We start from the raw sequence: 24,409 nt of genomic DNA, 5'->3' as shown, positions 1-24,409 counted from the left end.
CCGCCTGAGGGTGGCAAAGGGGAGACAAAATACTTCAGGGACGTAAGGCCATTTTTGTTGGCAAACCCATGCCAGCCACATCGCTCAGGCATCGATTGCTCAGCTCGCGTGGTCGGCGCAGGCCCATGGCTTCAAACCGTGGCGGTGGTCAGCCGATGAGCCTGCGGTGGCTGGGCATTGAGCCCAGTGGGGCCTAAGCGAGCTTCACATTCATGGTGATGTGGGCGGTGAACACCTTGACGCCGCCTTCATCGAAGATCTCCACCGGCACGATCTTGTCGCCAGCGGTTTGCCAATCAATCCCACTGCCATCGGCCACCGCCCGAATGGCCGACTTCGCCTTGGCCAGGTATTCCACCGTCATGCCTTTGGGAATCCAGCGGGCACCGGCAGGAATCGACACATCGGTCATCGTGCCGCCGGCCAGCTCGGCGGCGTTGCACAGCGCGATGGCGTGCACGGAGGCCAGGTGGTTAGTGATCTCCTTGCGAAACGGCACATTCACCACCGCGTGATTCGGGCTCAATTCGGCGAACTCAGGCGCGATGCTGCTGAAGTACGGCGCCATCTGGCAGGCCATTTGCGTGAATGCGGCGGGGCCTGCGCTATTGAACAGACCGAGTAGTTGGCTCATGGGATATCCTCAATGTTGTTTGCAGAATAAAATTCTGTAACGGAACAGTATTCTGTAATTTGCATGCCTGTCAACCTGAGCGTTCTCTGGCGGGTGAGGAACCTATAAACTGTTTTTATTTGGCGGCTCTGTGCATGCAAACCATCGACCTTATCGAGCGTACTTTCCCCGGCAGGCGCAGCGACCTCAAGCGCACCATCCTGCGTGCGGCGCTGGCGTGCTTTAACGAGGTGGGGATCGAGGCGACTAACATTGAAACCATTCGCGCACGCTGCGACACCAGTGTGGGCGCCATCTATCATCACTTCGGCAACAAAGAGGGATTGGTCGCCGCGCTGTTTTTCGCCGCGCTGGAGGACCAGGCGACCCTGCGCGACCGCTACTTGCAGGCTGCGCAAACGGCGCATGACGGGGTTGTGGGGCTGGTGCACAGCTACGTTGAATGGGTGCACGAACAACCGGAGTGGGCGCGATTTGTTTTTCAAAGCCGCTTCGCGGTGTCCAACGGCCCGCTCAAGGACGAGCTGATTGCGCGTAACCGCCAGCGTAACCAGCAGTTGAAAGACTGGATGGGCGCCGAAGGGCGCAAGGAACATTTCAGCCATCTGCCGGCAGAACTGATTCCCTCGCTGATCATCGGCGCGGCCGAAAGCTACTCACGGGCCTGGCTGTCGGCGAAGGTCAAAAAGAGCCCGTGGGAATACCGCGCGCTACTGGCCGAGGCGGCCTGGAATTCGATCAGTCAGGTGCCGCACTAAAGTGCAATGTGAGGGTCCATAAGGCCCCTCACTTTAAGATATAAAACATGCACTTACGCATTATTGCAGTCGGTCTGTCGGCCCTGGTGCTGCTCGCGCCTGGGGCGCAGGCCCGCGGCCTGCTGGACCTGATCAAACCGCCGGCCCCGGAACACACCTCGCGCGCAGGCTCGATCAACCAACGCGCGGCCCTTGGCCTCTATTCCAGCCAGCAACAGCGGCCCTCGTTCGACAGCTGCGCCGACCTGTTCCCCGGCGCGACCCCGATCAACACCGCCACCGTGCCCGCCACGATGAAACCCCTGGCGCTGTGCTCCGATAACTTCGCGGTGCTCTATTCGCAAACCAGCAAGACCCCGCTGGTCGTGGTGGAACGCCTGAATGCCGCGCAGTTGAAAGACGCCAAAGGCGAGGAGCGCACCAACCAGTTCTACCCGGACCCGCGCATTCCCAAAGGCGCCCGCGCCGAGTTGAGCGACTACCGCAGCCAGCACCCGGCCGTGGACCGTGGCCACCAGTCCCCAGCCGCCGACGCACCCAGCGCCAATGCCATGGCGCAATCCTTCGCGCTGTCGAACATGGTGCCGCAAGACCCCACCAACAATCGCAAGATCTGGAGCAAGGTCGAGGCCGATGTGCGCAAGTTTGCCGTGCGTGCCGGCGGCAATGTGTTCGTGTTCACCGGCCCGTTGTTTGACGCCGGTTACAGCACGGTCGGCGACAACAAGGTCTGGGTGCCGACGCGCCTGTTCAAGCTGGTCTACGACGCCTCGTCCAAGCGCGCCTGGGCCTATGTGTTGCCCAACGCTGAAACGCGTATCCAGAAACCGATGGACTACGACACTTTTGTGAAGAGCACCGGGCTCAAGCTGCTGGGCAATTTGCCGGTGACGGGCTCGGTGGGGCGCACCTGATGTGACACCCCAAAGGCTGGCTGCAGCGCCAGCCTTACTTACCCTTCTTCAATGCCTTCAACCGCAGCGTCGCACGCTGGACGGCGGCCATTTTCTCCGGGCGTTTCATACGTTTCCATTTGCGGATTTCGTCCTTGCTCCGCCCGCAGCTCACGCATAGATCGCCGCTGAGTTGGCAGGTGGAAATGCAGGGGTTTTCAATATCTTTAGCCAAGGTTTCACCTGGGGATGATCAAGGGCGTGCAGCTAGGCTGCACTAAATTCAACGGTGAGGTGGCTCACTCCATGGACCGAACCGAGGAGCAGATGCTCGTGGGTGTGAGCGCCATGGAGGGCGTTCATTTGGAATAGCGCCGAATGGCTTCCAGCAGTTCTTCAACGCCTTGCGCACGGGCTTGCTCGCTGAGGGCCGGATCGGCTATGTGCGCCCTGGCGTGGTCTTCGATGATTTCTTCCATCAAACCGTTGATGGCACCGCGTGTGGCGGCCACCAAGTGCAGCGTCTTGGCGCAGTCGAGGTCCGACTCCAGCGCTCTTTCAACCGCCTGGAGCTGCCCGGCGATGCGTTTGACCCGCTTGATCAGGCTGTCTTTGTTTGCGGCAATGTGGCCCACGGTATACCCCCCCTACCTATAATTGGGGCGGATCATCACATACCCCACCCCCCCTATGCTAGGTGGCGGGCTTGAGTTACTTGGGCCGATCCAACTGGCGCTTGATTGTGTAGAGCGCCACCCCCACCGCGAGGATGCCTGACACCGCGCCGACCACCAGTGCCCAGCGTGGGCCCAAGTGGTCGGCGACCCAACCGACGATGGGCGCGCCAATCGGCGTGCCGCCCAGGGCGACGGCGACGCGCAGGGCGATCACCCGGCCGCGCATCGCGGGCTCGGTGGTGAGTTGCATCAGGCTGTTGGTGGTGTTGCTGAAGGTCATGGCGCCCACGCCGATGATCACCAGCGCAATCGCGAACAGCCAATAGTTCGGCGCCAATGCCGCCAGCAAACAGCCAAACCCGAACACCGCAGCGCCGGTCAGCAGTGACTTGAACTGCGGCCGTTCACTGCCCGCCGCAATCAGCGCGCCGGCGATGGTGCCGATGGCCAGTGTCGAGGTGAGCAGCCCGTAGCCGCGCGCGTCGGCATGGAACACGGTGACGGCCATGGTCGAGATGAAAATCGGGAAGTTCATGCCGAAGGTGCCGATCAGAAACAGCATCAGCAAGATTGCCTTCAGGTCTGGCCGTGCCCACACATAACGCATGCCCTCGGTGAGGCTGCCTTTGGTGCGCAGGGCGCGCACCTTGATGTGCTGGCTCGAGACCCGCAGGAAAAACAACGACGCCAGCACCGCAAAAAAGCTCGAGCCATTGAGCAGGAACGCCCAGCCGGTGCCGACCGAGGCGATGGTCACGCCGGCCACGGCCGGGCCGATCATGCGCGCCATATTGAATGACGTGGAGTTGAGCGCAATGGCGTTGGACAAGTCCTTCTCGCCCACCAGTTCCGCCACGAAAATCTGCCGCACCGGTGCATCGAAGGCCGAGGCGCAGCCGGATAAAAACGCGAACACGTACACATGCCACAGCTGCACGAAGCCGGTGATGGTGAACACCCCCAGCGTCAGCGCGAGCAGGCCCATCACCGCCTGGGTGACGATCAACAGCTTGCGCTGGTCGTAGTGGTCGGCGGCAAAACCGGTCCACGGCAGCAACAACAGCTGCGGCCCGAACTGCAGCGCCATGACGATACCCACGGCGGCGGCGTTGTGCGGGGTCAATTGGGTGAGCACCAGCCAGTCCTGTGCGGTGCGTTGCATCCAGGTGCCGACGTTGGACACCAGCGCACCGGCGGCCCAGATGCGGTAGTTGGGGCTGCGCAGGGAACGGAACGTGCCGAGGACACTCATGAGGGCGTTAGTTCCTCCGGTTGTCGGGCCACTCGATGGTGGCCGGTTCGCTAAAAGATCACTTGATTTCAAACAGCCGAAAAATCGCGGCCTTCGCTTTCTCTCCATCGCTGCCATGGAGTGCGCAAATGGACGCCTGATCGTTGAGTTTGTGCAGTTGAAAATGGTTGTAGAACGCTTGGCCAAGCCGCTGTTGCTCGAACGCTCCCTGGTTCCAACGGTTTAGAAAGTCGTCGTAAGCGGTACGCTCGATTTCCAGTTTTGGTGTATTGCCCATGTGAACGCGTTCTATTCATTCAGAAAACACGCAAGACGCCCACACTCGACCTGTTGGCCTTGGCGTCCGGATTTCATGCCATCATACCTGCCCCCATTCAAACACACCGAGACGCCCCATGAGCACCTCTCTTTCCCTGGCCCCTGCGCGCAAGCCCATCGCGCCGCTGGTGGCGTTTATCATCCTGGTGGTGGGCGCCGTGTTCCTGCAGAACAGCGTCGGCTCGCGCCAGGTGTTGTTGCTGGTGGTCGGCGCCGCGCTGGGCTTGACCCTGTACCACGCCGCGTTCGGCTTCACCTCGGCCTGGCGCGTCTTCATCAATGATCGGCGGGGCGCCGGCTTGCGCGCGCAGATGGTGATGCTGGCGGTGGCGGTGCTGCTGTTCTTCCCGGCGCTGGGGGCCGGCACGTTGTTCGGTCAGTCGGTGGTCGGGCTGGTGGCGCCGGCCGGGGTGTCGGTGGTGTTTGGCGCGTTTATTTTTGGCATCGGCATGCAGTTGGGCGGCGGGTGTGCCTCGGGCACCTTGTTCACCGTGGGCGGCGGTAATGCGCGGATGTTGGTGACGCTGTTCTTCTTTATCTGCGGTTCGTTGATCGCCACCCATCATGTTGACTGGTGGTTTGCACTGCCGGCGTTTCCGGCGGTGTCCATCGTCAAAAGCTTCGGCGTCGTACCGGCGTTGCTCTTGAGCCTGGCCGTGTTCGCGATCATTGCAGCGCTCACCGTGCGCCTGGAGAAGGGCCGCCATGGCCAGCTTGAAGAGCGCGTGAGCAGCGAGCACACAGGCTGGCGCCGCTTCCTGCGCGGGCCGTGGCCGTTGATGTGGGGCGCGATTGGCCTGGCGCTGCTCAACTACGCAACCCTGGCGCTGGCCGGGCGGCCGTGGGGCATTACCTCGGCGTTTGCGCTGTGGGGCGCCAAAGTCGCCAGCGGCCTGGGTGTGGACGTGGCCAGCTGGGCGTTCTGGCAAATGCCGGGCAACGCCAAGGCCCTGGCTGCGCCGGTGTGGGAAGACATCACCAGCGTCATGGACATCGGCATCGTCCTCGGCGCGCTGTTGGCGGCAGGCCTGGCCGGGCGTTTTGCGCCCAGCTTGAAAATCCCCGCGCGCTCGCTGGTGGCGGCGGTGATCGGTGGTTTGTTGCTGGGCTACGGCTCACGCCTGGCGTACGGTTGCAACATCGGCGCGTACTTCAGCGGTATCGCCTCGGGCAGCCTGCATGGCTGGGTGTGGTTGGTGGCGGCGTTTATCGGTAACAGCGTGGGCGTGCGCCTGCGTCCATGGTTCTTTGCAGGCGAGCGCCCGCAGGTGGCATTGAGCGGTTGCTGAGTCAACCAGTGAGGTAGGCGGCATGATCAGAGAGTTGAGGACGTTTGTGAGCGCGGCGCGGCGCGGCACCTTTGCCGCCGCCGGCCAGCAGGTGGGGCTTACGCAGTCGGCGGTGAGCGCGCAGATCAAACACCTTGAGGACGCGCTTGGGGTTAAGCTGTTTGACCGCACCGGCCGTTCCGCCACCCTCAATTCGGCAGGGCAGCGCGCAGTGCCGCTGGCAGAGGAAATCCTCGATATCTTCTCGCGCATGGGCACCCCCGACAGGGCCAACAACTTCCACGGCTCGTTGCGCATCGGCGCCATCGGCAGTGTGCAAACCGGCCTTTTGCCCCAGGCGCTGGTGGCGCTTAAACAGCGCGCGCCGTTCATCGAGGTCAACCTGGTGCCGGGGGTTTCGCTGAACCTGCTCAGCCAGGTCGATGCCGGTGAGCTGGACCTGGCAATCATGATCCGCCCGCCGTTCAACCTGCCCAAAGACCTGAACATCGAGGTCATCGCCCGCGAGCCCTTTGTGCTGATCACCGCCAAGGACGTGCCGGGCGACGACCCGTTGCAGATCCTGCGCGAGCAGCCCTTCGTGCGTTACGACCGTGGCTCGTTCGGCGGGCGCCAGGTCACGCAGTTTCTTAAAGAGCAAAAGATCCAGACGCAACAGGCACTCGAGCTCGACGAGCTGGACGCCATCGTCAAGATGGTCCGCAGCGGCCTCGGCGTGTCCCTGGTGCCGATGGCCGGTTTGTGGCTGGAACACGGCAGCGACGTGCGGGTTTTGCGATTGAACGCGCTCACGTTCTATCGCGAAATTGTCCTGCTGACCAGGTACACCCAGCGCCAACTGCCACTCTTCGAGTTATTCCGGGCGTGTGTCATAGACGTGCTGGGTGCGCCGAAGTAGGGCGCGAGCATCGAAAAAATTGAGGCTCAGGGCGAAAGATATCCGCTTTATCGCAGGGGCTTTCTGGTGAAGAATCGAGTTCTGAATAACAGAACCTGCAGGTAACCACCGTGAGCCTTTCGCCCTTCCATTTAGCTATTCCCGTCTACGACCTCGCCGCCGCTCGCCACTTCTATGGCGACGTGTTTGGCCTTCGCGAAGGTCGCTCCAGCGCGCAATGGGTCGACTTCGACTTTTACGGCCACCAGTTGGTGATTCACGAACACCCCAAAACAGAATCCCAGGAATCGGTGCACTCCAACCCGGTCGATGGCCACGATGTGCCGGTCCCGCATTTCGGCATCATTTTGCAGTGGGATCAATGGGAAGCCTTGGCCGAGCGCCTGCGAGCGCGTCAAACCCAGTTTGTGATCGAACCCTACATTCGCTTCCAGGGCCAGGTCGGCGAGCAAGCCACCATGTTTCTGTTTGACCCGTGCGGCAACGCGCTGGAGTTCAAAGCGTTCAAGGACATGAGCCTGCTGTTCGCCAAGTAATTGCCCAGCCGTGCGACGGCGTTAATAAGACGTGAAGATGCATGCCTGCCGCGTGAGAGAAGTGCCGTTATGTCTGACGTTGACTGTGAGTTTCGGCCTGTGCGTGCCAAACAACGCAGGCAGTTCGAACCCTGTGGCGACAGCTGCATCGTGGTGGTGTTTGCGGTTTTTTCATGGCTGGGGCGGCAGTCTGTGCGTTGATCGCGTTGACCACATTGCGCGAAACACCCCAGGGTGATCTGCGCCGCTAAAGATGTCCGAATCCGTCCTCAAGTGGTCCGTCACGTGCCTGTTGCTCACTCGCTGGCGTGCCTACCATGGCTTGCATCATTTACTGCACTGCACGCCTTGAGAACACATCATGAGCCGCAAAGCCCTTATCGTTATCGATGCCCAGCATTCGTTTCGCCATTCAACCTATTGGTCCGAAAATGACCTGCCGGGTTACCTTGAAAAACAGCAGGCGCTCATCGATGGGTGTGTTCAACAAGGCATCCCGGTGATACAAGTCTTCCATGTTGAAGACCAAGGGCATTTTTCGCTGGCCTCGGGCAATGTCAGGGCGTTGAGCGAATTGTCGATTAACCCCGACCTGGTCATTCACAAGCGCTTCCACAGCGCTTTCGCCGGCACGCCCCTGGCTGCGCGGCTTACGGAAATGGGAGTGACCCAGGTGATCATCAGCGGCATTCGTACCGAGCAGTGCTGTGAAACCACTACGCGGCAGGCCTCGGACAGCGGCCTGCGCGTGGATTTTGTCAGCGAGGCGACGTTGACCTTCGCAATGACCCACGCGCGCAGCGGTCGGGTCTATACCGCGGCCGACCTTCGTGAACGTACCGAGTTGGTGCTCGAAGAGCGCTTTGCGCGCATTGTCACGGTCGCCCAGGCGTTGGAGGATTGAATTTGTGAGCGTGCCGGTGCTGTTCGTGCTGCTGCCCAACGTGCTGATGCTCGACCTGGCGGGCCCCGCCGAAGTACTGCGCCTCGCCGCTCAGGCCGAGGACTCAGCGGCCATCGACTTCGATTTGCAGTACGTCAGCCCGGTGGTGTCCCTGCAAACGTCGATCGGCTTGCCGCTGGCCGGGTTGGCGCCGCTGCCGTCAGCCTTGGCACCCGGCACGCTGGTGGTGTTGGTCGGCTCGACGTCGACGGTCACAAAGGCACGCCAGCAGGCGTTTGAGTCGGCGAGTAATACGCTGAACCAGTGGCTGAAAACCGTCTTCGCGCCTTCGGGCGAGCGCCTGGTGTGCGTGTGCGCAGGTGCCCTGAGCGCCGCTCGGGCCGGGCTGCTCGACGGGCGCCAATGCACCACGCATCACGCGCTGTGCGCGACATTGCAGGCGCTGGCGCCCAAAGCCCGCGTGCTGGAGAACCGACTCTACGTCACCGACGGCCCGGTCAGTTGCAGCGCCGGTGTCACCGCAGGCATCGACCTGATGCTGCACCTGGTCGCCGAGCTGGGCGGGCCGCGACTGGCCTGCGCCGTCGCGCGGGACATGGTGGTGTACATGCGCCGCAACGGCACCGATCCGCAGCTCTCGCCGTGGATAGCCGGGCGCAACCACCTGCATCCGGCCGTGCATCGGGTGCAGGACGCCATCGCTGCCGCGCCGTGTGACGCCTGGACCGTGACGCGCATGGCCGGCCTGGCCTACACCAGCAGCCGCCACCTGGCGCGACTGTTTCACGAACACGTCGGCATCAGCCCGCTGGATTACCTGCACACCCTGCGTTTAAGCGTGGCGCGTGAATTACTGGTTGAGTCGAGCCTGGACATTGAAACCGTCGCCGAGCGCGCAGGCTTTGGTTCGGCGCGGCACCTGCGGCGTATCTGGGGCAAATATGAAGCGGGGACGCCGTCAGCTGGGCGTGTCGGTGGTGGTGGCTGAGGTTTGATCGGCTTCAGCGTCGAGTTTGGCGCGGTCGGCTTTGCTGATGTATTTGTCTTTGCTCTTGGGCGCCAATTTGGCGCTGGCCTTTTTGGCTTTGGCCTTGAAGAGCTGCTGGAGTTTTTTCTGGCGATTCATGGTGGGCTACTCAGCGGGTAATTGCCGGCATGATATCAGCTTGAGTCATGGCATCTGCTCCCGGTCTTATGGAGTCGATACAGGCTTGGGTTCATCGTTGCCGGCGCCAGCCATTGCGTAGCCTGACGCATTTTCGGACACGCAGTGGGCGGTGCGGTTGACTGGGAACAAATACACCCCTGCGGATGACCCCCGCACCTGTGGCGAGGGAGCTTGCTCCCGCTGGGGCGCGAAGCGGCCCTGAAAAATGGGCCTGCTACGCAGTCCAGCGCGAGCAAGCTCCCTCGCCACACCTGAACGCATCAGCCTCTGGGTCGCTTTTTAGCGCCAATCTGTGCATTGAATCGCCGTGCGTTCTGCCAATAATCGGGCCGGGTATTCAGCGCAAACGGAACACACTCGATGAGCATCCACACCCGCACCAAACGCACCACCGTCCCGCAACTGGTGGCGATGAAGGGCCAGCAGAAAATCGTCTCCCTGACCGCGTATTCCAGCGCTATTGCCAAGCTGATCGACCCACTGGTCGACTTTGTTCTGGTCGGTGACTCCACCGCCATGGTCGGTTATGGTCGCCCCTCGACCTTGAGCATGCAGCTCGAAGAAATCATCGGCCATACCCGCGCGGTGGTCGACAGCACGCGCCTGGCCTGTGTGATTGCCGACATGCCGTTCGGCAGTTATCAGGAGTCCAACGAGCAAGCCTTTCGCAACTGCGCCCAGGTGTTGGCGCGCACCGGTTGCGATGCCGTCAAGCTGGAAGCCAACCAGGCGTTGGCCGGCACGGTTGAGTTCCTAGTGGCGCGCGGTATTCCGGTGATGGCCCATGTGGGGTTGATGCCGCAGTTCGTCAATGTGATGGGCGGTTTCAAGGCTCAAGGGCTCACGGCCGAAACCGGCGCGGTGATTGCAGCCGATGCCCGCGCCAATCTGCAGGCGGGCGCTTTCAGCCTGTTACTTGAAGGCGTGGCCGAAGGTGTGGCCCGGCAGATCACCCTGGACTCGAACATGCCCACCATCGGCATCGGCGCATCGCCAGCCTGCGATGGCCAGGTGTTGGTCACCGAAGATGTGCTGGGGCTGGGCGGTGAGCACCTGCCGCGCTTCGTCAAACAGTACGCCGATGTTGGCGCGGTGATTCGGGACGCCTGCGAGCGGTTTGCCGACGATGTGCGCCACGGGCGTTTCCCCGAAGCGCGGCATTGCTACGGGCTTTGACGCATCGCCTGGGCCAGCAGGTTGACGGCCTGAGCGATATCTTTGCCCCAGTCGAGGGTGTAGCTCAGGCGTAGGTGATGCCGCCAGGCGCCTTGCTGGCTGAACAGCTCGCCGGGGGCGATGACGATGCGCTCGGCCAGCAAGCGCTCGAAGACCTTGCGCATGTCGACGGTGGGCGAAGCCTCAAGCCAGAAGCTCGCGCCGCCGTGGGGGTTCTGGACGTGCCACTGATCGTGTTCGTCCAGCAGCGCTTTGAGTTGGGTCATGCGCTCCAGCAGCAGCGCCCGCAGCGCTTTCAAGTGCGCGTCGATACGCTTGGAGGTGAGCAGTTTGGCGATCGCCTTCTGGCGGATCGGCGACAGGCGAAACCCGCGCTTGAGAAATTCATGCTGCAACTGTGAGCCCTGCCCGCGACACAGCACGTAGCCATAAGGCGCTTCCGAGCCGATGACTTTGTCGAAGGTCGAAAACACCACCAGCTTCTGCGGGTCGGCAAAATCACGATAGCGCGCCGGTTGCGCCTCGAAATACAACTCGCCGTAGGTGTCGTTTTCGAACAGCCAGATATCCCGCTCTGCCAGCCAGCGGCAAATTTGCTGTTTATCCTGCGCGGGCATCACGCCGCCCTGGGGGATATTTACCGTCGAGGACAGCACCGCCAAGCGAATCGGCGCCTGCGCCAGCAACCCTTCCAGCGCAGCCAGGTCGAAGCGCCCGTGCGCGTCGAGAGGCAACTCGATCACGCGGACCTTGGCCGCCTGCAACTGACGCAGAATCGCCCATGAACACGGCGACTCCACCAGCGCCACCGTGCCGGCCAGGTCCAGGGCGTGGAGCGCGGCGTCCAGCACGCTGTGCAAGTCGGAGCCGATAAACACATGGTCGGCCTGCCAGTAACGCTCGGCGGATTGGGTGTAGCGCTCGGCCAATGCGGCCCGCAACTCGGGCTCACCGAACGGCAGGTACAGCGGCGCAAGGGCGCGCGGGTGTTGGCGAGTCAGTTCGCGCTCGAGCATCAGCAGCGGGTTTTCCAGCGACAACAACATCGCCGGTGCATCGCTGCTCAGGGCCAGCATGCCTGGTTGACGGGCGTTGGCGAACACCTGGTCGAGCAGGCTGGCCGAGCCTTCAGTCAATAACGGCGCAGGCTGGAAACGGGTGAAGTAGCCGAATTTGGCTTTGGCGTAGATCCGCCCTTCATCTTCGAGCAGCGCATAGGCGTACTTGGTGGTCGATACCGACACACCCAGGCGCTCGGCCAGTTGGCGCAGCGACGGCAATTTACGTTCGCCGTGCGCAGGGCCGGCGTCGATCAACTCGACCAGGTAGCGGTACACCGCCTGATAGGCGAACGCGCTGTGTTTAGTTCTTTCCATGATCACTCGCGCCGCTCGACTAGATTACACGGGGAACACACCGGGGTTGGGGGCGGCCAGTATTACTCAAGGTAATGTAATACGGAAATCGCTCCTCGGCCTCGGCGTTATCCAGCAGCCCGGTCGCGGCTTCAAGCCGTTGCTGGCGCCTTACCGCGCGATGAACCTTCAGGTGTATCAGGCAGAGTAGGGCGTGCGCCTAGACCCGCTTGAGCTTTCTGAACGCCAGGGGTTCCCATACGCGCAGTGCGAGTAACAGCGCCGTTCCGCTTTTTTCCGATAATGGGGCGCTCAACGATTCGGTGTGAAGCGCCGCCAGCTTGCTGCGCAGTCGGTGCATGTCGACCTGCAACTGCGCATGCGCAGACTTTGTCAGCATGCCGTGCGCGAAATCCAGGGTCTCATCGGGGGCCTCGAACCGGCTGCCCATGAAATCGGGTAAGCCCTGGCGCAGAAAAAACTGCCGGATAGGGCCGTTCGGCAACCAATCAAAGTCTCGTGCTACGAGCAGCCGGATCCGGTTCCCCGGTTTCAGGTTCGCCAGGCCCATCCGCTCCAGCACCAGCAGGTGCTTGATGCACTCGGCTGTCGACAGGCAATACGCCGACAGTATGTCGTCCATCGACCAGTGGTTCAGCGCACACACGGCCACCAGCAACAGTTTTTCGTCGGATACCAACTGCGCTTCCTGCTCATGCTTGAGCATCTGCAGGCGCGGTGCTGACGACTCCGCCTCGTGAAGCAACTCCGCCATGGTCAGGCCCAGCAAATCACTGAACTGGGCGAGGCGCTCGACCGTCAGGCGGCCGCTGGCCAACAGGCGCTTCACGCTGGGCTCCGATAGCTCAAGCGCTTGTGCAACGTCGCGGTAAGTCATGCCCGCTGACTTGAGGCGTTGCTTGATCGTTGTCACGAGCTGGGTTATCTGGGTCATTTAGTAGTGGAATTCGATACTGAAGGTATCAGTGTAAGGAGAAATGTCCGGTAAAGGTGTGGAATGCGCGACCTCCTCGCATACTGGCGCTTCAAAGAACAAGGAGTCATAGCATGTCCGAAAACAAGGGAGTGATCAGCCTGGGGCCACCGAGGGGTGACTTGCAGATTGGAGACCTGGTGTTCATCCGCGTCACTGCGCGGCCCTTTCTGGAGGTTGCCGGCGCCACCAACTCATGGACCAACCATGTGGGTATCGTCGTTGACAACGCTGGCGCGGACCCACTGATTGCCGAAAGCACCTTTCCGGTGGTGCAAACCACGTCGATGACGCGCTTCCTGGCGCGTTCCGAGCACGGGCGGTGCGCCGTTGCGCGGCTGACCTCTGCGCTCAACGATCAGCAGCGCAGCGCAGTGGTGGCGGCCGCTGCGCGGCGCATGGGCACGTTTTACGACACCGGTTTCAACATCAGCTCGCGACGCCAGTTCTGCTCGCGCTTCGTGCGTGAAGTTATCCAGGAAGCGACCGACATTCAGGTGGGCGAGGTGCAGACGTTCGCGACATTGCTGCAGCACAACCCTGATCCGAAGCTCGTATTCTGGCGTTTCTGGTACTTCGGCCGCATCCCGTGGCAACGGCGTACGGTGACGCCGGCGAGCGTGCTTCGCAGCCCGCATGTGCAGGTCATTTTCGATGCGCCAGGGGCTGCTCGCGCCACCGCCCAACCTCAGGCAGCGCGGTGGGCTCGGTGAAGTGCACGCGGCGTGAGCTGCTGCAGGCCGGCATGGCCGGTATCGCAGTCAGTGCGTTGTCGCCTTGGGCGGTGTGGGCTGCGCCCTCGGGTGGGGTGATTAACGATGTGACATTGCTTAACCCGATTTGGGTCAGCTGTGTGCTCACCCCGCGTACGACAGACGAAGTTCGCCAGGCGCTTCGCGAACGAGCCGGCCCCGTCAGTATCGGCGGTGGCCGCTATAGCATGGGCGGGCAGATTGCTAGCGAAGACAGCCTGCACCTGGATATGCGCCAGCTCAATCAAGTGGTGCGGTTTTCGCCTGAGAGCAAGGTGATACGCGTGCAAACCGGCATGCGCTGGCGCGATGTGCAGTCGGTTATCGACCCGCACGAGCTCTCGGTAAAAATCATGCAGAGCTACGCCAATTTCACCGTCGGCGGGTCGCTGTCGGTCAATGCGCATGGGCGTTATGTCGGCGCCGGCCCGGTGATCAACGCGGTACGTTCCCTGCAACTGGTGCTGGCTGACGGCTCGCTGGTCGAGGCGTCCCGCAGTGCCAACGCCGATGTGTTCTACGCGGCCATCGGTGGCTACGGCGCGCTGGGCGTGATCACCGAAGTCGAACTTGAGCTGGTGCCCAACGTCGCGATGGAGCGTGAGGTGCGCCGGATGCCGGTTGCCGAATATCCGGCGTTTTTCAATCAGCAGGTTCGCGGCAACACACAGGCAATCTTGCACAATGCCGACCTGGCACCGCCTTACTTTGACCGCGCCACGTGCGTCACCTGGCGCACCACCGACAAAGCGCTGACAGTCGCAGACAGGCTGGTCGCGCCGGGGCAATCCTATAAGTTCGATGAAGCCGTGATGTGGAGTGTGGCCAAGCTTCCCGGCGGCCCGTTGATTCGCAAGGATGTGGTCGATCCGTTGCGCTATCTCAGCCATCCAGTGGTACGGCGCAATTACGAGGCCAGTGCGGACGTCGCCTCCCTCGGGCCTCTCGCAACCCGGCACAGCACCTACGCGTTGCAGGAGTATTTTGTGCCCGTCGCCCAGCTCGCCGCGTTCGTGCCGTTGCTGGCCGGCATCCTGCGGGCGCACCACGTTAACGCCGTCAACGTCTCTATCCGGCACGCACCGGCTGACAGCGAATCGTGCCTGTCTTGGGCGCGTGAAGAGGTGTTTTCGTTCGTGCTGTATTACTGGCAGCGCGTTGGCGGGGCCGACCGCGAGGCCGTCGGCGTGTGGACGCGCGAGCTTATCGACGCCGCGTTGTCGCTGGGGGGAACCTATTATTTGCCGTATCAGCTGCACGCCACGGCGCAGCAGTTTTCACAGGCTTACCCCAACGCGCCGCGTCTGTTCGCCCTCAAGGCGCAACTGGATCCCGGCAATCGATTCCGCAATAAATTGTGGGACAAATACTACGCAGTCAAATCGCCCTGATATCCCCAACGCGTAAAGGCCTTGATTTATTTAAGCTGTTATTCATGGCCATTTACTTATTGTCGGTAAAAGCTGCAGTGCACTGAGGCATCAGGCTGTCTCCAATCGGGTGTCGCATTGGTCATGCACTTTATTTCTTCGATGTTTCCGACGAGGAGAAGGCTGATATTGATCGGCGGGTCAAGGCGCTATTTTCAAAATGAAACCCAGCTAGCTAATTCTTCACTACTTGCGCCACCTCTTTGGCCACCGCTAAAAACGCCCGCGCCGCCGCCGACTGATAAGCCCCTTTGCGCTGCATCAACACCGCCGTGCGCTGCAACCGCTGCGGCCCCAGCTCAACCGCCACCAACTCCGGATGCGCCCGCGCGATGGCGGCCGGCAATAGCGTCGACAGCGTGGTTCGGCGCACCACCTCGATCAGCGCGCCAATCACATTGGCCTCCATCGCCACGCGTGGGCGGATGCCGTGTTGGGCGCAGTAGCGGTCTATCTGCTCGCGGGTGGCGAATTCCTTGCTCAGCACAATCAGTGATTCGCCATTCAGCGCCTCCAGCCCAATAGCCCGTTCCTCTGCCAGCGGGTGCTGTTTGCCGACGACCAACGCAAGGGTTTCGACCAGCAGGGGAAAGGTCTCGATGTCTTGCGCGTGAACTTGATCAAAGGCGATCCCCACATCCAGCTGGTCTGCCAGCAATTGATGCTCCAGCTGTTCCTGGGCGACCTCACGCACGTTCAGTGTGATGTTCGGGTAGCGGCCGTGAAAGGCTTCCACCAGCGGCCCCACCAGGTAGGTGGTGAACGTTGGTGTGACGGCAACCCGCAGCGTGCCCCGGCTCAGGTCGCCCACGTCATGAATCGCGCGCTTGCCCTCCTGCAGTTCCTGCGCCGCCCGCAGCGCATAGCGCAGGTACACCTCACCGGCATCGGTCAGGCGCGTCTGGCGCCCGGACCGATCGAACAACTGTGCACCGAGGCTCTCTTCCAATTGCCGCACTTGCTGCGACAGCGCCGGTTGCGAGACATGCAGGGCCGCCGCCGCCTTGGTGAAGCCTTGGTGTTCTGCAACGGCGAGGAAGTACTGGATATGTCGTGCCAGCATGTTTTAACCCATAAGATTATCTAATGTGCTGGATCATATATGAGACTTTTACCTTATTAAATGGGCGCCGTAACCTTTGCTCCATCGCATCGCGATTCAAAGGAGTTACCCATGCAAGACATCATCGACGGCTTCCTGAAGTTTCAGCGCAACGCCTTCCCCGAGCGTGCCGGTTTGTTCAAAGACCTGGCCAACCAGCAGAACCCGCGGGCGCTGTTCATCTCCTGCTCCGACAGCCGGCTGGTGCCGGAGCTGGTCACGCAGCGCGAACCGGGCGACCTGTTCGTCATCCGTAACGCCGGCAACATTGTGCCGTCCTACGGCCCTGAACCGGGCGGGGTGTCGGCCTCGGTGGAGTACGCCGTCGCGGCCCTGCAGGTCAGGGACATCGTGATCTGCGGGCATTCCGATTGCGGCGCCATGACCGCCATCGCCACCTGCAAATGCCTGGACCACATGCCCGCCGTGGCCAGTTGGTTGCGCTACGCCGACTCCGGCCGAGTGGTCAACGAGGCCCGCCAGCATGTCGACCAACACGCCAAAGTCGCCTCGATGGTTCGCGAGAACGTGATCGCGCAACTGGCCAATATCCAGACGCACCCCTCGGTACGCCTGGCACTTGAAGAGAAGCGCGTAACGCTGCATGGCTGGGTCTACGACATCGAAAGTGGCTGCATCCAGGCCTTCGATAGCCGCACCGGAAAATTCGTACCGCTGGCCGACTACTCCCACAGTTGATCGTTGACGCTTTAACCCACTGTTTTTACCCACGGAGATAACCCCATGATCCAGTCACAAATCAGCCAGAACACTCGTCTTGCCCTGGCCGACGTCATCCTCTTGGCCAAGGCCCGCAAAGACCTGTCGTTCGCGCAGATCGCCGAAGGCACCGGCCTGCACGAAGCCTTCGTCACTGCCGCCTTGCTCGGCCAGCACCCGCTGCCGGCCGACGCCGCCCAAACCGTTGCCGACACCTTGGGGCTCGACGAGGACGCCGTGCTCCTGCTGCAAACCATCCCGCTGCGCGGCAGCATCGGCAACGGCATCCCGACCGACCCGACCCTCTACCGTTTCTACGAAATGATTCAGGTCTACGGCACCACGCTCAAGGCGCTGGTTCACGAGAAGTTCGGCGACGGCATCATCAGCGCGATCAACTTCAAGCTGGACGTCAAGAAGGTCGAGGAACCGGACGGCGGCTCGCGCGCGGTGATAACCCTGGATGGTAAGTACTTGCCGACCAAACCGTTCTGATTGTGTTGTAAACAAGCCCAGGCGCTGCGAGGCGCCTGGGCCGCACGCGTCAAAGATTGAAGCCGTGCGCGCGGCTATTTATACCGAGTAAACAAGTAGGCAAGATCACTGCGGCGCGATACTCCTCGCCATTCCGGCAGTCCAGGCCGCGATCATCTTGTCTCCCACTGCCTCAAACGCCGGGTGGGAGCTTCGATATTGCGAAAGCTCCCCCATCGCGCGGTGCATGCCACTGTGCACTTTGGCGAGCAATTCATTGCAGCGAGCTTCGGTTAAATTGCATGAGCTGCGTCCAAACTGGACCAGCATTTTACGTTTTGGCCAAGCCTTCGAGCCGCCGAGCAGCAAGCCCATAATGTCGTTGATTTGGTAGACCGTAGTCGTCACCAGGTCGTAAGCGGGCGCAAGCCAGACGTCAGCGTTTTCTGCACAGTTCTCATAAAGAAGCCCGAAATTCTTCAGGTGCCCGTCACCATTTTGGATGCCTGCCGAGAGCGCAACCATCATGAAGAAGTCCTCCAGCGCTTTGGTCAGACGGGGAGGGGACACATAAGTCTTGATCAGCTTTGCGCAACCTTGGTAGCTGCCGTCGTACTTCTTTTCCGTTCCCCATCCGGACAGCACACACATGTCTTCGAACCCCAAGTAGGCGCTGTCACCGATATCGAACCGCTGCACCACCAGGAACTTGCCATGCTGGCTCAGCTGGCATTCAGGCACTTCAAGACCTGTGTGAAATGCCGCGCGCATGCAGAAAAATTCATTAGCCGCCAGTTGCGCAAAGTCTGAATCATTGAACGCCTTCACCAAATGCGTAGCACCACGGTGGGTGAGACGTGCGACGCTGGAGCCCGTGTCGACTGCATCGCGCACCAGTACCTTCGGTTGAACCCCTGAAACACCTGAGTAGGCGGCATAAGTGTTCATCAGATCGTTGAACAGGTCTTTCGCCCCGTCATGGATCAACAGCTCAGAGAGCTTGATTTCAGGCAGCGATTTATCCGCGCCAGCGTGGGCAACGCTAATGCGACCCAGCTGGTGTGGACCGACAATGCCCAGCAAGGTGAAATCGTCAAAGCCGCGCACTGACTTGCTGAAACGCCGTACAAGCTCGGCTTTAAGGTGCCCCTCGGGAAGGTGCATCTCAAACAGGGGATGAATGCCATATGCCCAGTTGTAGCTCTCCAAGCGCACGGGCATGGTCAAGGAGACCGCGTCCTTTTCGCAGACGGCCTCGTTGTACGAAAACACCGAATCGCGCGGGTTTTCTTCGCTGCGTCCGAGTGTTCCAGCCGCTACGCCGCTTGCGCCGATATATAGCCGGTCATTTTGCCTAGTCATGGACGCTTCCTGCTTTCAGTTCATCGAGCGTCTTACGTCGACGCTTGGGCTGTGCGGTCAACTCGTAACCCAAGCCCTCGAGAATCGCCATAACCTTGCGAATCCCCACCTCGGGGATGGTGTTGTTCTCGATGCCTGAAATGGTCGCGCGGCTCATGCCATGCCGTTGGGCGAGCTGGCTTTGTGAAAGGCCAGCGGCCTTACGCAGACTTTTGATCATGAGACCTAGGTCTTCCATAGCATTTTGCATCCTATGCAGTGCATTTTGTGTTGTTTGCATATTTATGCATCGTATTCGATACGTTTTGTCTTGAGTAGTCCTTTCTTCTAATTAGCCGCTGTGTGCCCCAAAAAACCAGTAATCAGCTCCACCACCTGCTGCTGAATCACCGCCCGTGGCCGCGCCCCTTCGCCATCCCGGCAAATCATGCCATCGCCCGGCGAGCTCTCTTCAATCATTGCCATGCCACCCGGCTTGCAGATCGACATAAAGCTGAAGTGCGTGGCGTCGCTGATCTCCACGTACTGCGTGGAGGTTTTAGGCATGCGCTTGACCATGTCGGCAGACTCCAGCTCGGGCGACATGTCCTCGGTTGGCACGCCCCCCGCGATCACCAGCGCCGGCACCGGCAGTGCGGCGAGGCTGGCGCTGGTGAGGCCGCGCGACAGGCCCAGGTCCAACGACACAATGGCGGTGACGCGCTTGTCGCTCAAATCAGCGGTCAGTTGGGCCTTGCCGGCGGGCGTAGCGGCGGGGTTCATCTCCTGGTAGCCGATGCAGCCGCCCAATTTGGGGTGTTCGGCGCAATCGCGGCTGAACAGGTCGGGGTCGAAGCGCGCCCCGGCGATCTCCATCACCGTCCAGCCGCCGAGGGAGTGGCCCACCGCCGCAATCTGCTTGTTCGCGACCGCGCCAAACTGCTTCGGCTGAGCCAGCACCGCGTCGATAGCGCGGCCCAGGTCGGCCGGGCGTTGCCACAACTGCGCGGCGGCTTGCGGGCTGCGGTCTTTGGTGGTGGTGCCGGGGTGGTTGACCGCCGCCACGATATAACCCTTATGCGCCAAGGCACTGGCCAGCCACACCTGCTTGCCCCAATTGCCACCGTAGCCGTGGGACAGCACCACCAGCGGATGCTCGCCGGCAGCCGGTGGTGCGTCGGGCACGGCGAGGGCACCGATGAACACCGCGTTGTCGGCAATCAGTTTGGCTTGGGCATTGGTGGCGGCGGGATACCAGACCACCAGTTCCAGTGGGCGCTGATGTTTGGCATCGGGCAGCGTGGCGGTCTTGAAACCCACCGGGCTTTCGGCAGCGAAGGCGGGCGTGGACAGGCAGAGCAGGAACAGGGCGCGCAACGCGGTTTTCATTGTTGTTATCGTCCTTGATTTTGGTGGCGCATGATGCGGGGAAAGAGTCGTTTTGGGTAGAGGGGAGGCGGGACTAGGAAATAGCTGACGGACTCCTACTGTTAAGTATGACGGAGCGGTCCTTAGTGTTTTTAGGAAGTGGCTGGCTTACTTCGGATAATTATTCGTGCAGTGTTGGGGGCGTGAATCCTACTGCAGATATTAATTGGATCGGCTGTGAGCTTAGTACTTAATTATCGGCGCTAAGGGTGATAATGATGAAAAGATTATTCGCGGTTTCGTGTGGCAAAGGTGGGCGTAAGGCGTTACTGGCTGTGTTTGCTGTTTCGGTGTTTTCCTCCACTGCAACCGTTAATGCGGAAACGATCACTAAAGCAGTAAAGCCCGATATCATCACCGTGCTATCTGTTGGTGGTTTCGGGCTGGCCCAGTTCAACTTGCTTAGCACCGACTTTCCTAGGGGCACGTTGGCGACGCAATGGAAGTTGCAGGGCATCGACTGGATGACTACTTCCTATCTGAAGAGTTTTGGCGAGGAAGTTGAGTTGTGCTTTTACCTCCCGTTCAGCAGTGTTACTCCAGTGGGCTGTAAACCGATTCGGCCAAACTCGTCTGGTACGGTTAATGACTTTAATGATCAGCGCTTTGGTAATGGCTCTAAAATCATCATTCGGCACACGATCATGGGCGCCAGTGAGCGGCTTAGTTATCCAGCCGGCAACGACTCGGTGACCATTCGCTTTAGTGAATAGCCCAAACCCGTGAAGTTTTTTCAAGTTGCAACGCAACAACTATCCGTGTGGGGAAGACTTATGATCGATACCACCCCTTATCTATTGCGGTCTAACAATCGTCTGGCCAGTCGTGCCGTCGACACCCCAAATTCGGTGTCCGCTCGACCAGTTGAGGGCAGGAGTGATGCTTCCCCGCTCACAGGCGGCTTGGGTTCCGACAGCACAGTTTCGACCCTGGCCCGCCAATTAAGCCAAGCGCAAACCCGTGCTGAATCCCGCGTTGGGCAGGTCCCTTACAGCCAGATTGAGGCAATTACAGGTAATGGGTACCTCGCCAACAAGGCGCAACACGACGTCGAGTTACCCGATACCGATGACCTGGAGTTATGGGCACGCGCCAGGCAGGCGACTGACTTCCTCAACGGTACTGACAGCAACCCCTTCGAAGGCCTTAAGCGTGATCAACTGAGCCTGATTGTTCACGACGAGGGCGGCGCTTTCACAACCAATGAACGACGCGCAGCGTGGCAGGAAATGAAAGCAACAGTCGTTGCTGCGCCCGCCCGCTCAGCAGCGGCATCCAGTGACGGACGTGATTTGATGATCTCGCGCCTGTTCTTCGGCACAGAGCCTGATGTGTCCAACGGTGCTGAGGGTATGAGCGTGATCAACATCAGTCGATCTCCTTACGAATTCCTGACCCATGATGATCGCAACCTGTTGTCGCGGATGTACGCTTACGCTCAGGAGCAAGGTGCTGATTTGGCTTACGTCGATAATTTGGCCAAAGAGCTGGGTGAATATCGTCAGCACGACAACGGACGATTGCGCGGCAATTTCAACAACGGTCACAGCTACGACTCGGAGGGCTACCAGCTTACGGTCAGTTTCAACGACAAGGACGCAGCGACCGTCGCGCGCATTCTGAGTAGTACTGCGATCAATAGCACCCTTTTGGACCAAGGCTTTTTGTCCTACATCCTTGATCCGGGTTTTGGAGCACTTGGCAACACCAGCAGCTTTGAGTTTCTCGAACAGATGGTGGTGAGCTTCTCTGAGGAAGGCGCCAAGCAAAGATCGCTTGGTACTCAATTTGACACCTATGTGCCAGTCATCAATCTTAGCGACAATAGTGTGATGACCCGTTCCAAGGACGTCATGATCCAACGTGTCGATCCACTCGTTATCAATGATAATGGCGTCTGGAGCATCACCGAAAAAGGCAAGGCGGCCGGGTATTCGTTGGACCCTCATACGGGAAGGGCTAGCTGGACTGCTCCCACGGACTCCCAGGAACCGAGCCGTCCCATCGTAGAGGCCGGTGCCGGTCAAACACACAAAAGCGTCATTCTGGAGGCCCTTTCCGACAATCGCGATCAGCCTCATACACGACCTATCTGGCTAAGCAGTCTGTTCAGGCTGCTTCAAAATGACAGGCCGTGATGAAGAAATAGACGGCAGACCACTATTATTACTGCCAGCCAGGAGGCTGAAAGTAGACGTTGTTCATCCGTCTCAACGTCGTCGGTAGCACCGCCAGTGCGCTCGCGCCGCGCACCTGGGCGAGTCTTTCTGCGGTCGGCCGCTTTGCCGTCGAGCTGCAATCAACTTGTACTAAAAGTATGTTCGCAAGCGTTGCATTTGTGATTGTCCAAGATGTATTCATCTACGGCTTTCCCTGCCGCTGCTCCCGCAGTAGCACCTACTGCCAAGCCGCCCAAAAAGCCGATTACACCGCCAACGAGCGTCCCAACCCCAGGAAACAGGGCGCTCCCTATCGCGGCACCAGCAGCAGCGCCTTCGCCCCCGCCTGCTACCGCTCCTATCCCGCCTGCTACTGCTCCAACCCCACCTGCGACTTTCGTCCCAATATTTCTTTTTTGGGTTTTATCAGAACCGCAACTTGGGCATTTGACTGACATGTGACTTCCTTGGCAATTTAGTTTTTCGTAGTCGACGAATTTTTAAGGGGCAGACAGTTCTACGCGCAGATGAGTGAGCGCTAGATGAAGCCGATCGAACAGCAGCGTGATGGCCTCAAGCATGAAGATCGGGTCTTCAAATTTCGGTCCCATCTCTAGACATCATCCGAAGTGATCCGCTGATGATTTTCCATTGCCCATTAGCGACATAGGCTACTATTTCGCCACTATCGTGTCCATGGACTGCTTTGGGCCGAAAGCAGCCTCTTAGCAACGACCGCGTTCGGCCAGAAGCAGACATTCGGGACAGGCTAGCTACGGGCCATTTTCGGAATTCGTTGATGAGGCTGAGGGGCCCCTTGTCTCGTTCTCCAAGGTCCCTCTCTAGGAGGCCTCACACGCCAGTCGTCGCTTCGGCGTAGCTAGGCTGGCTGATTATGGCAAAATCCCGCTCCGAGCACTGTGTTTTTGTACAGTTTTATTTTGGGGCATGGATGCTTGAAAAATCGCGGACGGCGTGGACACGTTATGTTTCATTGATTATCGTGAAGGCAATGTGTCATCAATTTCTTGATGGTTGCTCTTGAAAGGGAATTTTAATAGTGAGAAATCGTGTCAGTGTATTGACTGAAGTCCAGCGAAATGAACTCGTCGTTGAGAACTTTATTTACCATATCCTGAAGTCTGGCGAGGACGAGCCTGAATGTCTGGATGAAGTTCTTCTTTCAAGTGATACACAAAGAGCATTCTTCAAGAAAATAATATCGGAAACAGGGCAGGGTACTCAATACACCTTCGTCGATAAAGAAAACTCCCACTTAGTGACGGCATGTAATGCAATTGTTGAAGATCCTGATGTTCAGTTTGTCGAGCAGTCTAAGGAAATAGCTAGGTTATTTTTGGGGCAGCATTCAGCGGGGCAAACAGCTGATGGAGTCCTAATTGTAGCAAGAGTGACAATAATTTCTGGAACTTCAAGGCAGTCTCTAGTTGCTTTAATTAAACTGGATTATAGCACCGTGCTGCGTCAGCAAAGAGATGCGGTGCAGAATACGAGAGTTAGGTTGGAAGAGATTATAGAAGCTCTTTCTGAGCAGGCTGCTGCTGTTCAAAAGAAGGCTCTGATTCAGCTTGGAGATGATTTTGCTTGGGACGTACTGGCAGTAGAGCGAAAAAAAACAGGTGCGGTACTGGATACAGAGGACGCTATTACTGATTATTTCAAGCGCTTCCTCGGTGTCCGTCTTAGAGTAAATGATTCAACCTTAACTAAACAAATGGTAGTGGCGTGCCATCGATGGGCAAGAGCATATGACGGGGACTTGGGCGATAGAACTCCTTCAGACGTTAGGCATTCAGTAATCGGTTTACTTGACGCCTTTGCAGATGGTGAGCTTGCTTATAGTGAGATTAAAGATCGTGTCTGTATTCATACTGATCCAGCACAAGTTGCTCGTATGAAAAGCAGTTTTGATTCGCATATGGATGAGCTTGGGCTTGGTGGAGTGTCGTTCTCACCCAAGCCGGGTTCTATTCCTAATAAGGATAGGAAAGGTGAGTGGATTACTGATGCAGGCGTCAAAGTGATTTGGCAAGGAGAACGAAATCCAAATATTCTGGATAAGACAAAGCAAGCTGATGGTTCATACATTATTACCATTAGAGCTACTACCGTGGAAGAACGGGAGTAGTT

General features: G+C 59.5%; 28 protein-coding genes. 16 read left to right on the top strand and 12 right to left on the bottom strand.

Translation table 11 applies throughout. From position 1 onward, the window contains the following. Positions 1-193: 193 nt before the first annotated feature. Complete coding sequence (locus ACA065_RS21095) at positions 194-634, bottom strand: hotdog fold domain-containing protein (protein ID WP_497691365.1); 441 nt, start codon at positions 632-634, stop codon at positions 194-196. Between the two features lie 134 nt (positions 635-768). Here ACA065_RS21095 and ACA065_RS21090 point away from each other — a divergent pair, with 134 nt between their 5' ends. Continuing rightward, entirely contained in the window at positions 769-1,392 is a 624-nt protein-coding gene (locus ACA065_RS21090; protein WP_497691364.1) for a TetR/AcrR family transcriptional regulator, read from the top strand. Between the two features lie 47 nt (positions 1,393-1,439). Next, entirely contained in the window at positions 1,440-2,306 is an 867-nt protein-coding gene (locus ACA065_RS21085; RefSeq protein ID WP_497691363.1) for a DNA/RNA non-specific endonuclease, read from the top strand. Between the two features lie 34 nt (positions 2,307-2,340). Here the strand turns inward: ACA065_RS21085 and ACA065_RS21080 are convergent, their stop codons facing one another. The 4 genes from ACA065_RS21080 to ACA065_RS21065 form a co-directional block, all read right to left on the bottom strand. Beyond that, positions 2,341-2,520, bottom strand: a complete 180-nt coding sequence (locus tag ACA065_RS21080; protein ID WP_497691362.1) for a DUF1289 domain-containing protein — start codon at positions 2,518-2,520, stop codon at positions 2,341-2,343. A 124-nt stretch (positions 2,521-2,644) separates the two neighbouring features. After that, complete coding sequence (locus ACA065_RS21075; RefSeq protein ID WP_497691361.1) at positions 2,645-2,920, bottom strand: metal/formaldehyde-sensitive transcriptional repressor; 276 nt, start codon at positions 2,918-2,920, stop codon at positions 2,645-2,647. 76 nt (positions 2,921-2,996) lie between these two features. After that, positions 2,997-4,214, bottom strand: a complete 1,218-nt coding sequence (locus ACA065_RS21070) for an MFS transporter (RefSeq protein ID WP_497691360.1) — start codon at positions 4,212-4,214, stop codon at positions 2,997-2,999. Between the two features lie 58 nt (positions 4,215-4,272). After that, entirely contained in the window at positions 4,273-4,491 is a 219-nt protein-coding gene (locus ACA065_RS21065; protein ID WP_497691359.1) for a hypothetical protein, read from the bottom strand. 118 nt (positions 4,492-4,609) lie between these two features. Here ACA065_RS21065 and ACA065_RS21060 point away from each other — a divergent pair, with 118 nt between their 5' ends. The 5 genes from ACA065_RS21060 (at position 4,610) to ACA065_RS21040 (ending at position 9,147) form a co-directional block, all read left to right on the top strand. Beyond that, positions 4,610-5,821 carry a YeeE/YedE family protein gene (locus ACA065_RS21060; RefSeq protein WP_497691358.1) on the top strand — a complete coding sequence of 404 codons (1,212 nt, stop codon included), beginning with the start codon at positions 4,610-4,612 and terminating at the stop codon, positions 5,819-5,821. A gap of 22 nt (positions 5,822-5,843) precedes the next feature. Then, complete coding sequence (locus tag ACA065_RS21055; RefSeq protein ID WP_497691357.1) at positions 5,844-6,719, top strand: LysR family transcriptional regulator; 876 nt, start codon at positions 5,844-5,846, stop codon at positions 6,717-6,719. Between the two features lie 110 nt (positions 6,720-6,829). Continuing rightward, positions 6,830-7,255, top strand: coding sequence for a VOC family protein (locus ACA065_RS21050; protein ID WP_497691356.1), 426 nt, complete (start codon positions 6,830-6,832; stop codon positions 7,253-7,255). A gap of 361 nt (positions 7,256-7,616) precedes the next feature. Next, positions 7,617-8,159, top strand: a complete 543-nt coding sequence (locus ACA065_RS21045) for a cysteine hydrolase family protein (protein ID WP_497691355.1) — start codon at positions 7,617-7,619, stop codon at positions 8,157-8,159. A gap of 4 nt (positions 8,160-8,163) precedes the next feature. Continuing rightward, complete coding sequence (locus ACA065_RS21040; protein WP_497691354.1) at positions 8,164-9,147, top strand: GlxA family transcriptional regulator; 984 nt, start codon at positions 8,164-8,166, stop codon at positions 9,145-9,147. Here the strand turns inward: ACA065_RS21040 and ACA065_RS21035 are convergent. Beyond that, positions 9,118-9,285: a DUF2986 domain-containing protein gene (locus ACA065_RS21035; protein WP_497691353.1), complete on the bottom strand. Its 168-nt coding sequence runs from the start codon at positions 9,283-9,285 to the stop codon at positions 9,118-9,120. The genes ACA065_RS21040 and ACA065_RS21035 overlap by 30 nt on opposite strands. Before the next feature lie 402 nt (positions 9,286-9,687). Between ACA065_RS21035 and panB the strand changes: the two genes are divergently transcribed. Then, positions 9,688-10,503, top strand: a complete 816-nt coding sequence (panB, locus tag ACA065_RS21030) for a 3-methyl-2-oxobutanoate hydroxymethyltransferase (RefSeq protein ID WP_497691352.1) — start codon at positions 9,688-9,690, stop codon at positions 10,501-10,503. Here panB and ACA065_RS21025 read toward each other — a convergent pair. Beyond that, on the bottom strand, positions 10,491-11,879 hold the full coding sequence (locus ACA065_RS21025; RefSeq protein ID WP_497691351.1) for an aminotransferase-like domain-containing protein: 1,389 nt from the start codon (positions 11,877-11,879) through the stop codon (positions 10,491-10,493). The two genes, panB and ACA065_RS21025, sit on opposite strands and share 13 nt — an antisense overlap. A gap of 199 nt (positions 11,880-12,078) precedes the next feature. Next, a complete protein-coding gene (locus ACA065_RS21020; protein WP_497695393.1) occupies positions 12,079-12,756 on the bottom strand; it encodes a helix-turn-helix domain-containing protein in 678 nt (225 codons plus the stop codon). Between the two features lie 170 nt (positions 12,757-12,926). Between ACA065_RS21020 and ACA065_RS21015 the strand changes: the two genes are divergently transcribed. Both ACA065_RS21015 and ACA065_RS21010 read left to right on the top strand, forming a co-directional pair. Continuing rightward, complete coding sequence (locus ACA065_RS21015; RefSeq protein ID WP_497691350.1) at positions 12,927-13,565, top strand: YebB family permuted papain-like enzyme; 639 nt, start codon at positions 12,927-12,929, stop codon at positions 13,563-13,565. Further along, positions 13,562-14,995: an FAD-binding oxidoreductase gene (locus tag ACA065_RS21010; protein ID WP_497691349.1), complete on the top strand. Its 1,434-nt coding sequence runs from the start codon at positions 13,562-13,564 to the stop codon at positions 14,993-14,995. The genes ACA065_RS21015 and ACA065_RS21010 overlap by 4 nt, the downstream gene beginning before the upstream one ends. A 214-nt stretch (positions 14,996-15,209) precedes the next feature. Here the strand turns inward: ACA065_RS21010 and cynR are convergent, their stop codons facing one another. Further along, on the bottom strand, positions 15,210-16,097 hold the full coding sequence (gene cynR / locus ACA065_RS21005) for a transcriptional regulator CynR (protein ID WP_497691348.1): 888 nt from the start codon (positions 16,095-16,097) through the stop codon (positions 15,210-15,212). Positions 16,098-16,208: 111 nt separating this feature from the next. Between cynR and ACA065_RS21000 the strand changes: the two genes are divergently transcribed. Further along, positions 16,209-16,835, top strand: coding sequence for a carbonic anhydrase (locus tag ACA065_RS21000; protein ID WP_497691347.1), 627 nt, complete (start codon positions 16,209-16,211; stop codon positions 16,833-16,835). A gap of 45 nt (positions 16,836-16,880) precedes the next feature. Beyond that, positions 16,881-17,351, top strand: a complete 471-nt coding sequence (gene cynS / locus ACA065_RS20995) for a cyanase (protein ID WP_497691346.1) — start codon at positions 16,881-16,883, stop codon at positions 17,349-17,351. A gap of 105 nt (positions 17,352-17,456) precedes the next feature. Here the strand turns inward: cynS and ACA065_RS20990 are convergent, their stop codons facing one another. The 3 genes from ACA065_RS20990 to ACA065_RS20980 all read right to left on the bottom strand — a co-directional run bounded on the left by ACA065_RS20990 (position 17,457) and on the right by ACA065_RS20980 (position 20,060). Next, complete coding sequence (locus tag ACA065_RS20990) at positions 17,457-18,692, bottom strand: type II toxin-antitoxin system HipA family toxin (protein WP_497691345.1); 1,236 nt, start codon at positions 18,690-18,692, stop codon at positions 17,457-17,459. Further along, the gene (locus ACA065_RS20985; RefSeq protein ID WP_497691344.1) at positions 18,685-18,930 is read right to left on the bottom strand and encodes a helix-turn-helix domain-containing protein; all 246 of its coding nucleotides are present in this window, start codon (positions 18,928-18,930) and stop codon (positions 18,685-18,687) included. Before ACA065_RS20985 ends, ACA065_RS20990 begins: the two co-directional genes overlap by 8 nt. Before the next feature lie 89 nt (positions 18,931-19,019). Further along, on the bottom strand, positions 19,020-20,060 hold the full coding sequence (locus tag ACA065_RS20980; RefSeq protein WP_497691343.1) for an alpha/beta hydrolase family protein: 1,041 nt from the start codon (positions 20,058-20,060) through the stop codon (positions 19,020-19,022). Positions 20,061-20,317: 257 nt separating this feature from the next. Between ACA065_RS20980 and ACA065_RS20975 the strand changes: the two genes are divergently transcribed. From ACA065_RS20975 to ACA065_RS20960, 4 genes are all read left to right on the top strand, one after another. Continuing rightward, complete coding sequence (locus ACA065_RS20975) at positions 20,318-20,812, top strand: hypothetical protein (RefSeq protein ID WP_497691342.1); 495 nt, start codon at positions 20,318-20,320, stop codon at positions 20,810-20,812. 60 nt (positions 20,813-20,872) lie between these two features. Beyond that, on the top strand, positions 20,873-22,237 hold the full coding sequence (locus ACA065_RS20970; RefSeq protein WP_497691341.1) for a hypothetical protein: 1,365 nt from the start codon (positions 20,873-20,875) through the stop codon (positions 22,235-22,237). A 59-nt stretch (positions 22,238-22,296) separates the two neighbouring features. Next, positions 22,297-22,713 carry a hypothetical protein gene (locus ACA065_RS20965; RefSeq protein WP_497691340.1) on the top strand — a complete coding sequence of 139 codons (417 nt, stop codon included), beginning with the start codon at positions 22,297-22,299 and terminating at the stop codon, positions 22,711-22,713. Between the two features lie 605 nt (positions 22,714-23,318). Further along, the gene (locus tag ACA065_RS20960) at positions 23,319-24,407 is read left to right on the top strand and encodes a nucleoid-associated protein (protein ID WP_497691339.1); all 1,089 of its coding nucleotides are present in this window, start codon (positions 23,319-23,321) and stop codon (positions 24,405-24,407) included. Positions 24,408-24,409: the final 2 nt, after the last annotated feature.

The organism is Pseudomonas sp. LBUM1640, assembly GCF_059716225.1.
This window is presented reverse-complemented; position numbering and strand designations above follow the sequence as displayed.

Bases quoted from the DNA above. Each gene is read 5' to 3' on its own strand.
- ACA065_RS21090 (WP_497691364.1), top strand. From the start codon at position 769: ATGCAAACCATCGACCTTATCGAGCGTACTTTCCCCGGCAGGCGCAGC.
- ACA065_RS21065 (WP_497691359.1), bottom strand. From the start codon at position 4,491: ATGGGCAATACACCAAAACTGGAAATCGAGCGTACCGCTTACGACGAC.
- ACA065_RS21070 (WP_497691360.1), bottom strand. From the start codon at position 4,214: ATGAGTGTCCTCGGCACGTTCCGTTCCCTGCGCAGCCCCAACTACCGC.
- ACA065_RS21025 (WP_497691351.1), bottom strand. From the start codon at position 11,879: ATGGAAAGAACTAAACACAGCGCGTTCGCCTATCAGGCGGTGTACCGC.
- ACA065_RS21045 (WP_497691355.1), top strand. From the start codon at position 7,617: ATGAGCCGCAAAGCCCTTATCGTTATCGATGCCCAGCATTCGTTTCGC.
- ACA065_RS20970 (WP_497691341.1), top strand. From the start codon at position 20,873: ATGATCGATACCACCCCTTATCTATTGCGGTCTAACAATCGTCTGGCC.
- ACA065_RS20990 (WP_497691345.1), bottom strand. From the start codon at position 18,692: ATGACTAGGCAAAATGACCGGCTATATATCGGCGCAAGCGGCGTAGCG.
- ACA065_RS21055 (WP_497691357.1), top strand. From the start codon at position 5,844: ATGATCAGAGAGTTGAGGACGTTTGTGAGCGCGGCGCGGCGCGGCACC.
- cynR (WP_497691348.1), bottom strand. From the start codon at position 16,097: ATGCTGGCACGACATATCCAGTACTTCCTCGCCGTTGCAGAACACCAA.
- ACA065_RS20980 (WP_497691343.1), bottom strand. From the start codon at position 20,060: ATGAAAACCGCGTTGCGCGCCCTGTTCCTGCTCTGCCTGTCCACGCCC.
- ACA065_RS21060 (WP_497691358.1), top strand. From the start codon at position 4,610: ATGAGCACCTCTCTTTCCCTGGCCCCTGCGCGCAAGCCCATCGCGCCG.
- ACA065_RS21020 (WP_497695393.1), bottom strand. From the start codon at position 12,756: ATGACTTACCGCGACGTTGCACAAGCGCTTGAGCTATCGGAGCCCAGC.
- ACA065_RS20975 (WP_497691342.1), top strand. From the start codon at position 20,318: ATGAAAAGATTATTCGCGGTTTCGTGTGGCAAAGGTGGGCGTAAGGCG.
- ACA065_RS21000 (WP_497691347.1), top strand. From the start codon at position 16,209: ATGCAAGACATCATCGACGGCTTCCTGAAGTTTCAGCGCAACGCCTTC.
- ACA065_RS21095 (WP_497691365.1), bottom strand. From the start codon at position 634: ATGAGCCAACTACTCGGTCTGTTCAATAGCGCAGGCCCCGCCGCATTC.
- ACA065_RS21035 (WP_497691353.1), bottom strand. From the start codon at position 9,285: ATGAATCGCCAGAAAAAACTCCAGCAGCTCTTCAAGGCCAAAGCCAAA.
- cynS (WP_497691346.1), top strand. From the start codon at position 16,881: ATGATCCAGTCACAAATCAGCCAGAACACTCGTCTTGCCCTGGCCGAC.
- panB (WP_497691352.1), top strand. From the start codon at position 9,688: ATGAGCATCCACACCCGCACCAAACGCACCACCGTCCCGCAACTGGTG.
- ACA065_RS20985 (WP_497691344.1), bottom strand. From the start codon at position 18,930: ATGGAAGACCTAGGTCTCATGATCAAAAGTCTGCGTAAGGCCGCTGGC.
- ACA065_RS21015 (WP_497691350.1), top strand. From the start codon at position 12,927: ATGTCCGAAAACAAGGGAGTGATCAGCCTGGGGCCACCGAGGGGTGAC.
- ACA065_RS21085 (WP_497691363.1), top strand. From the start codon at position 1,440: ATGCACTTACGCATTATTGCAGTCGGTCTGTCGGCCCTGGTGCTGCTC.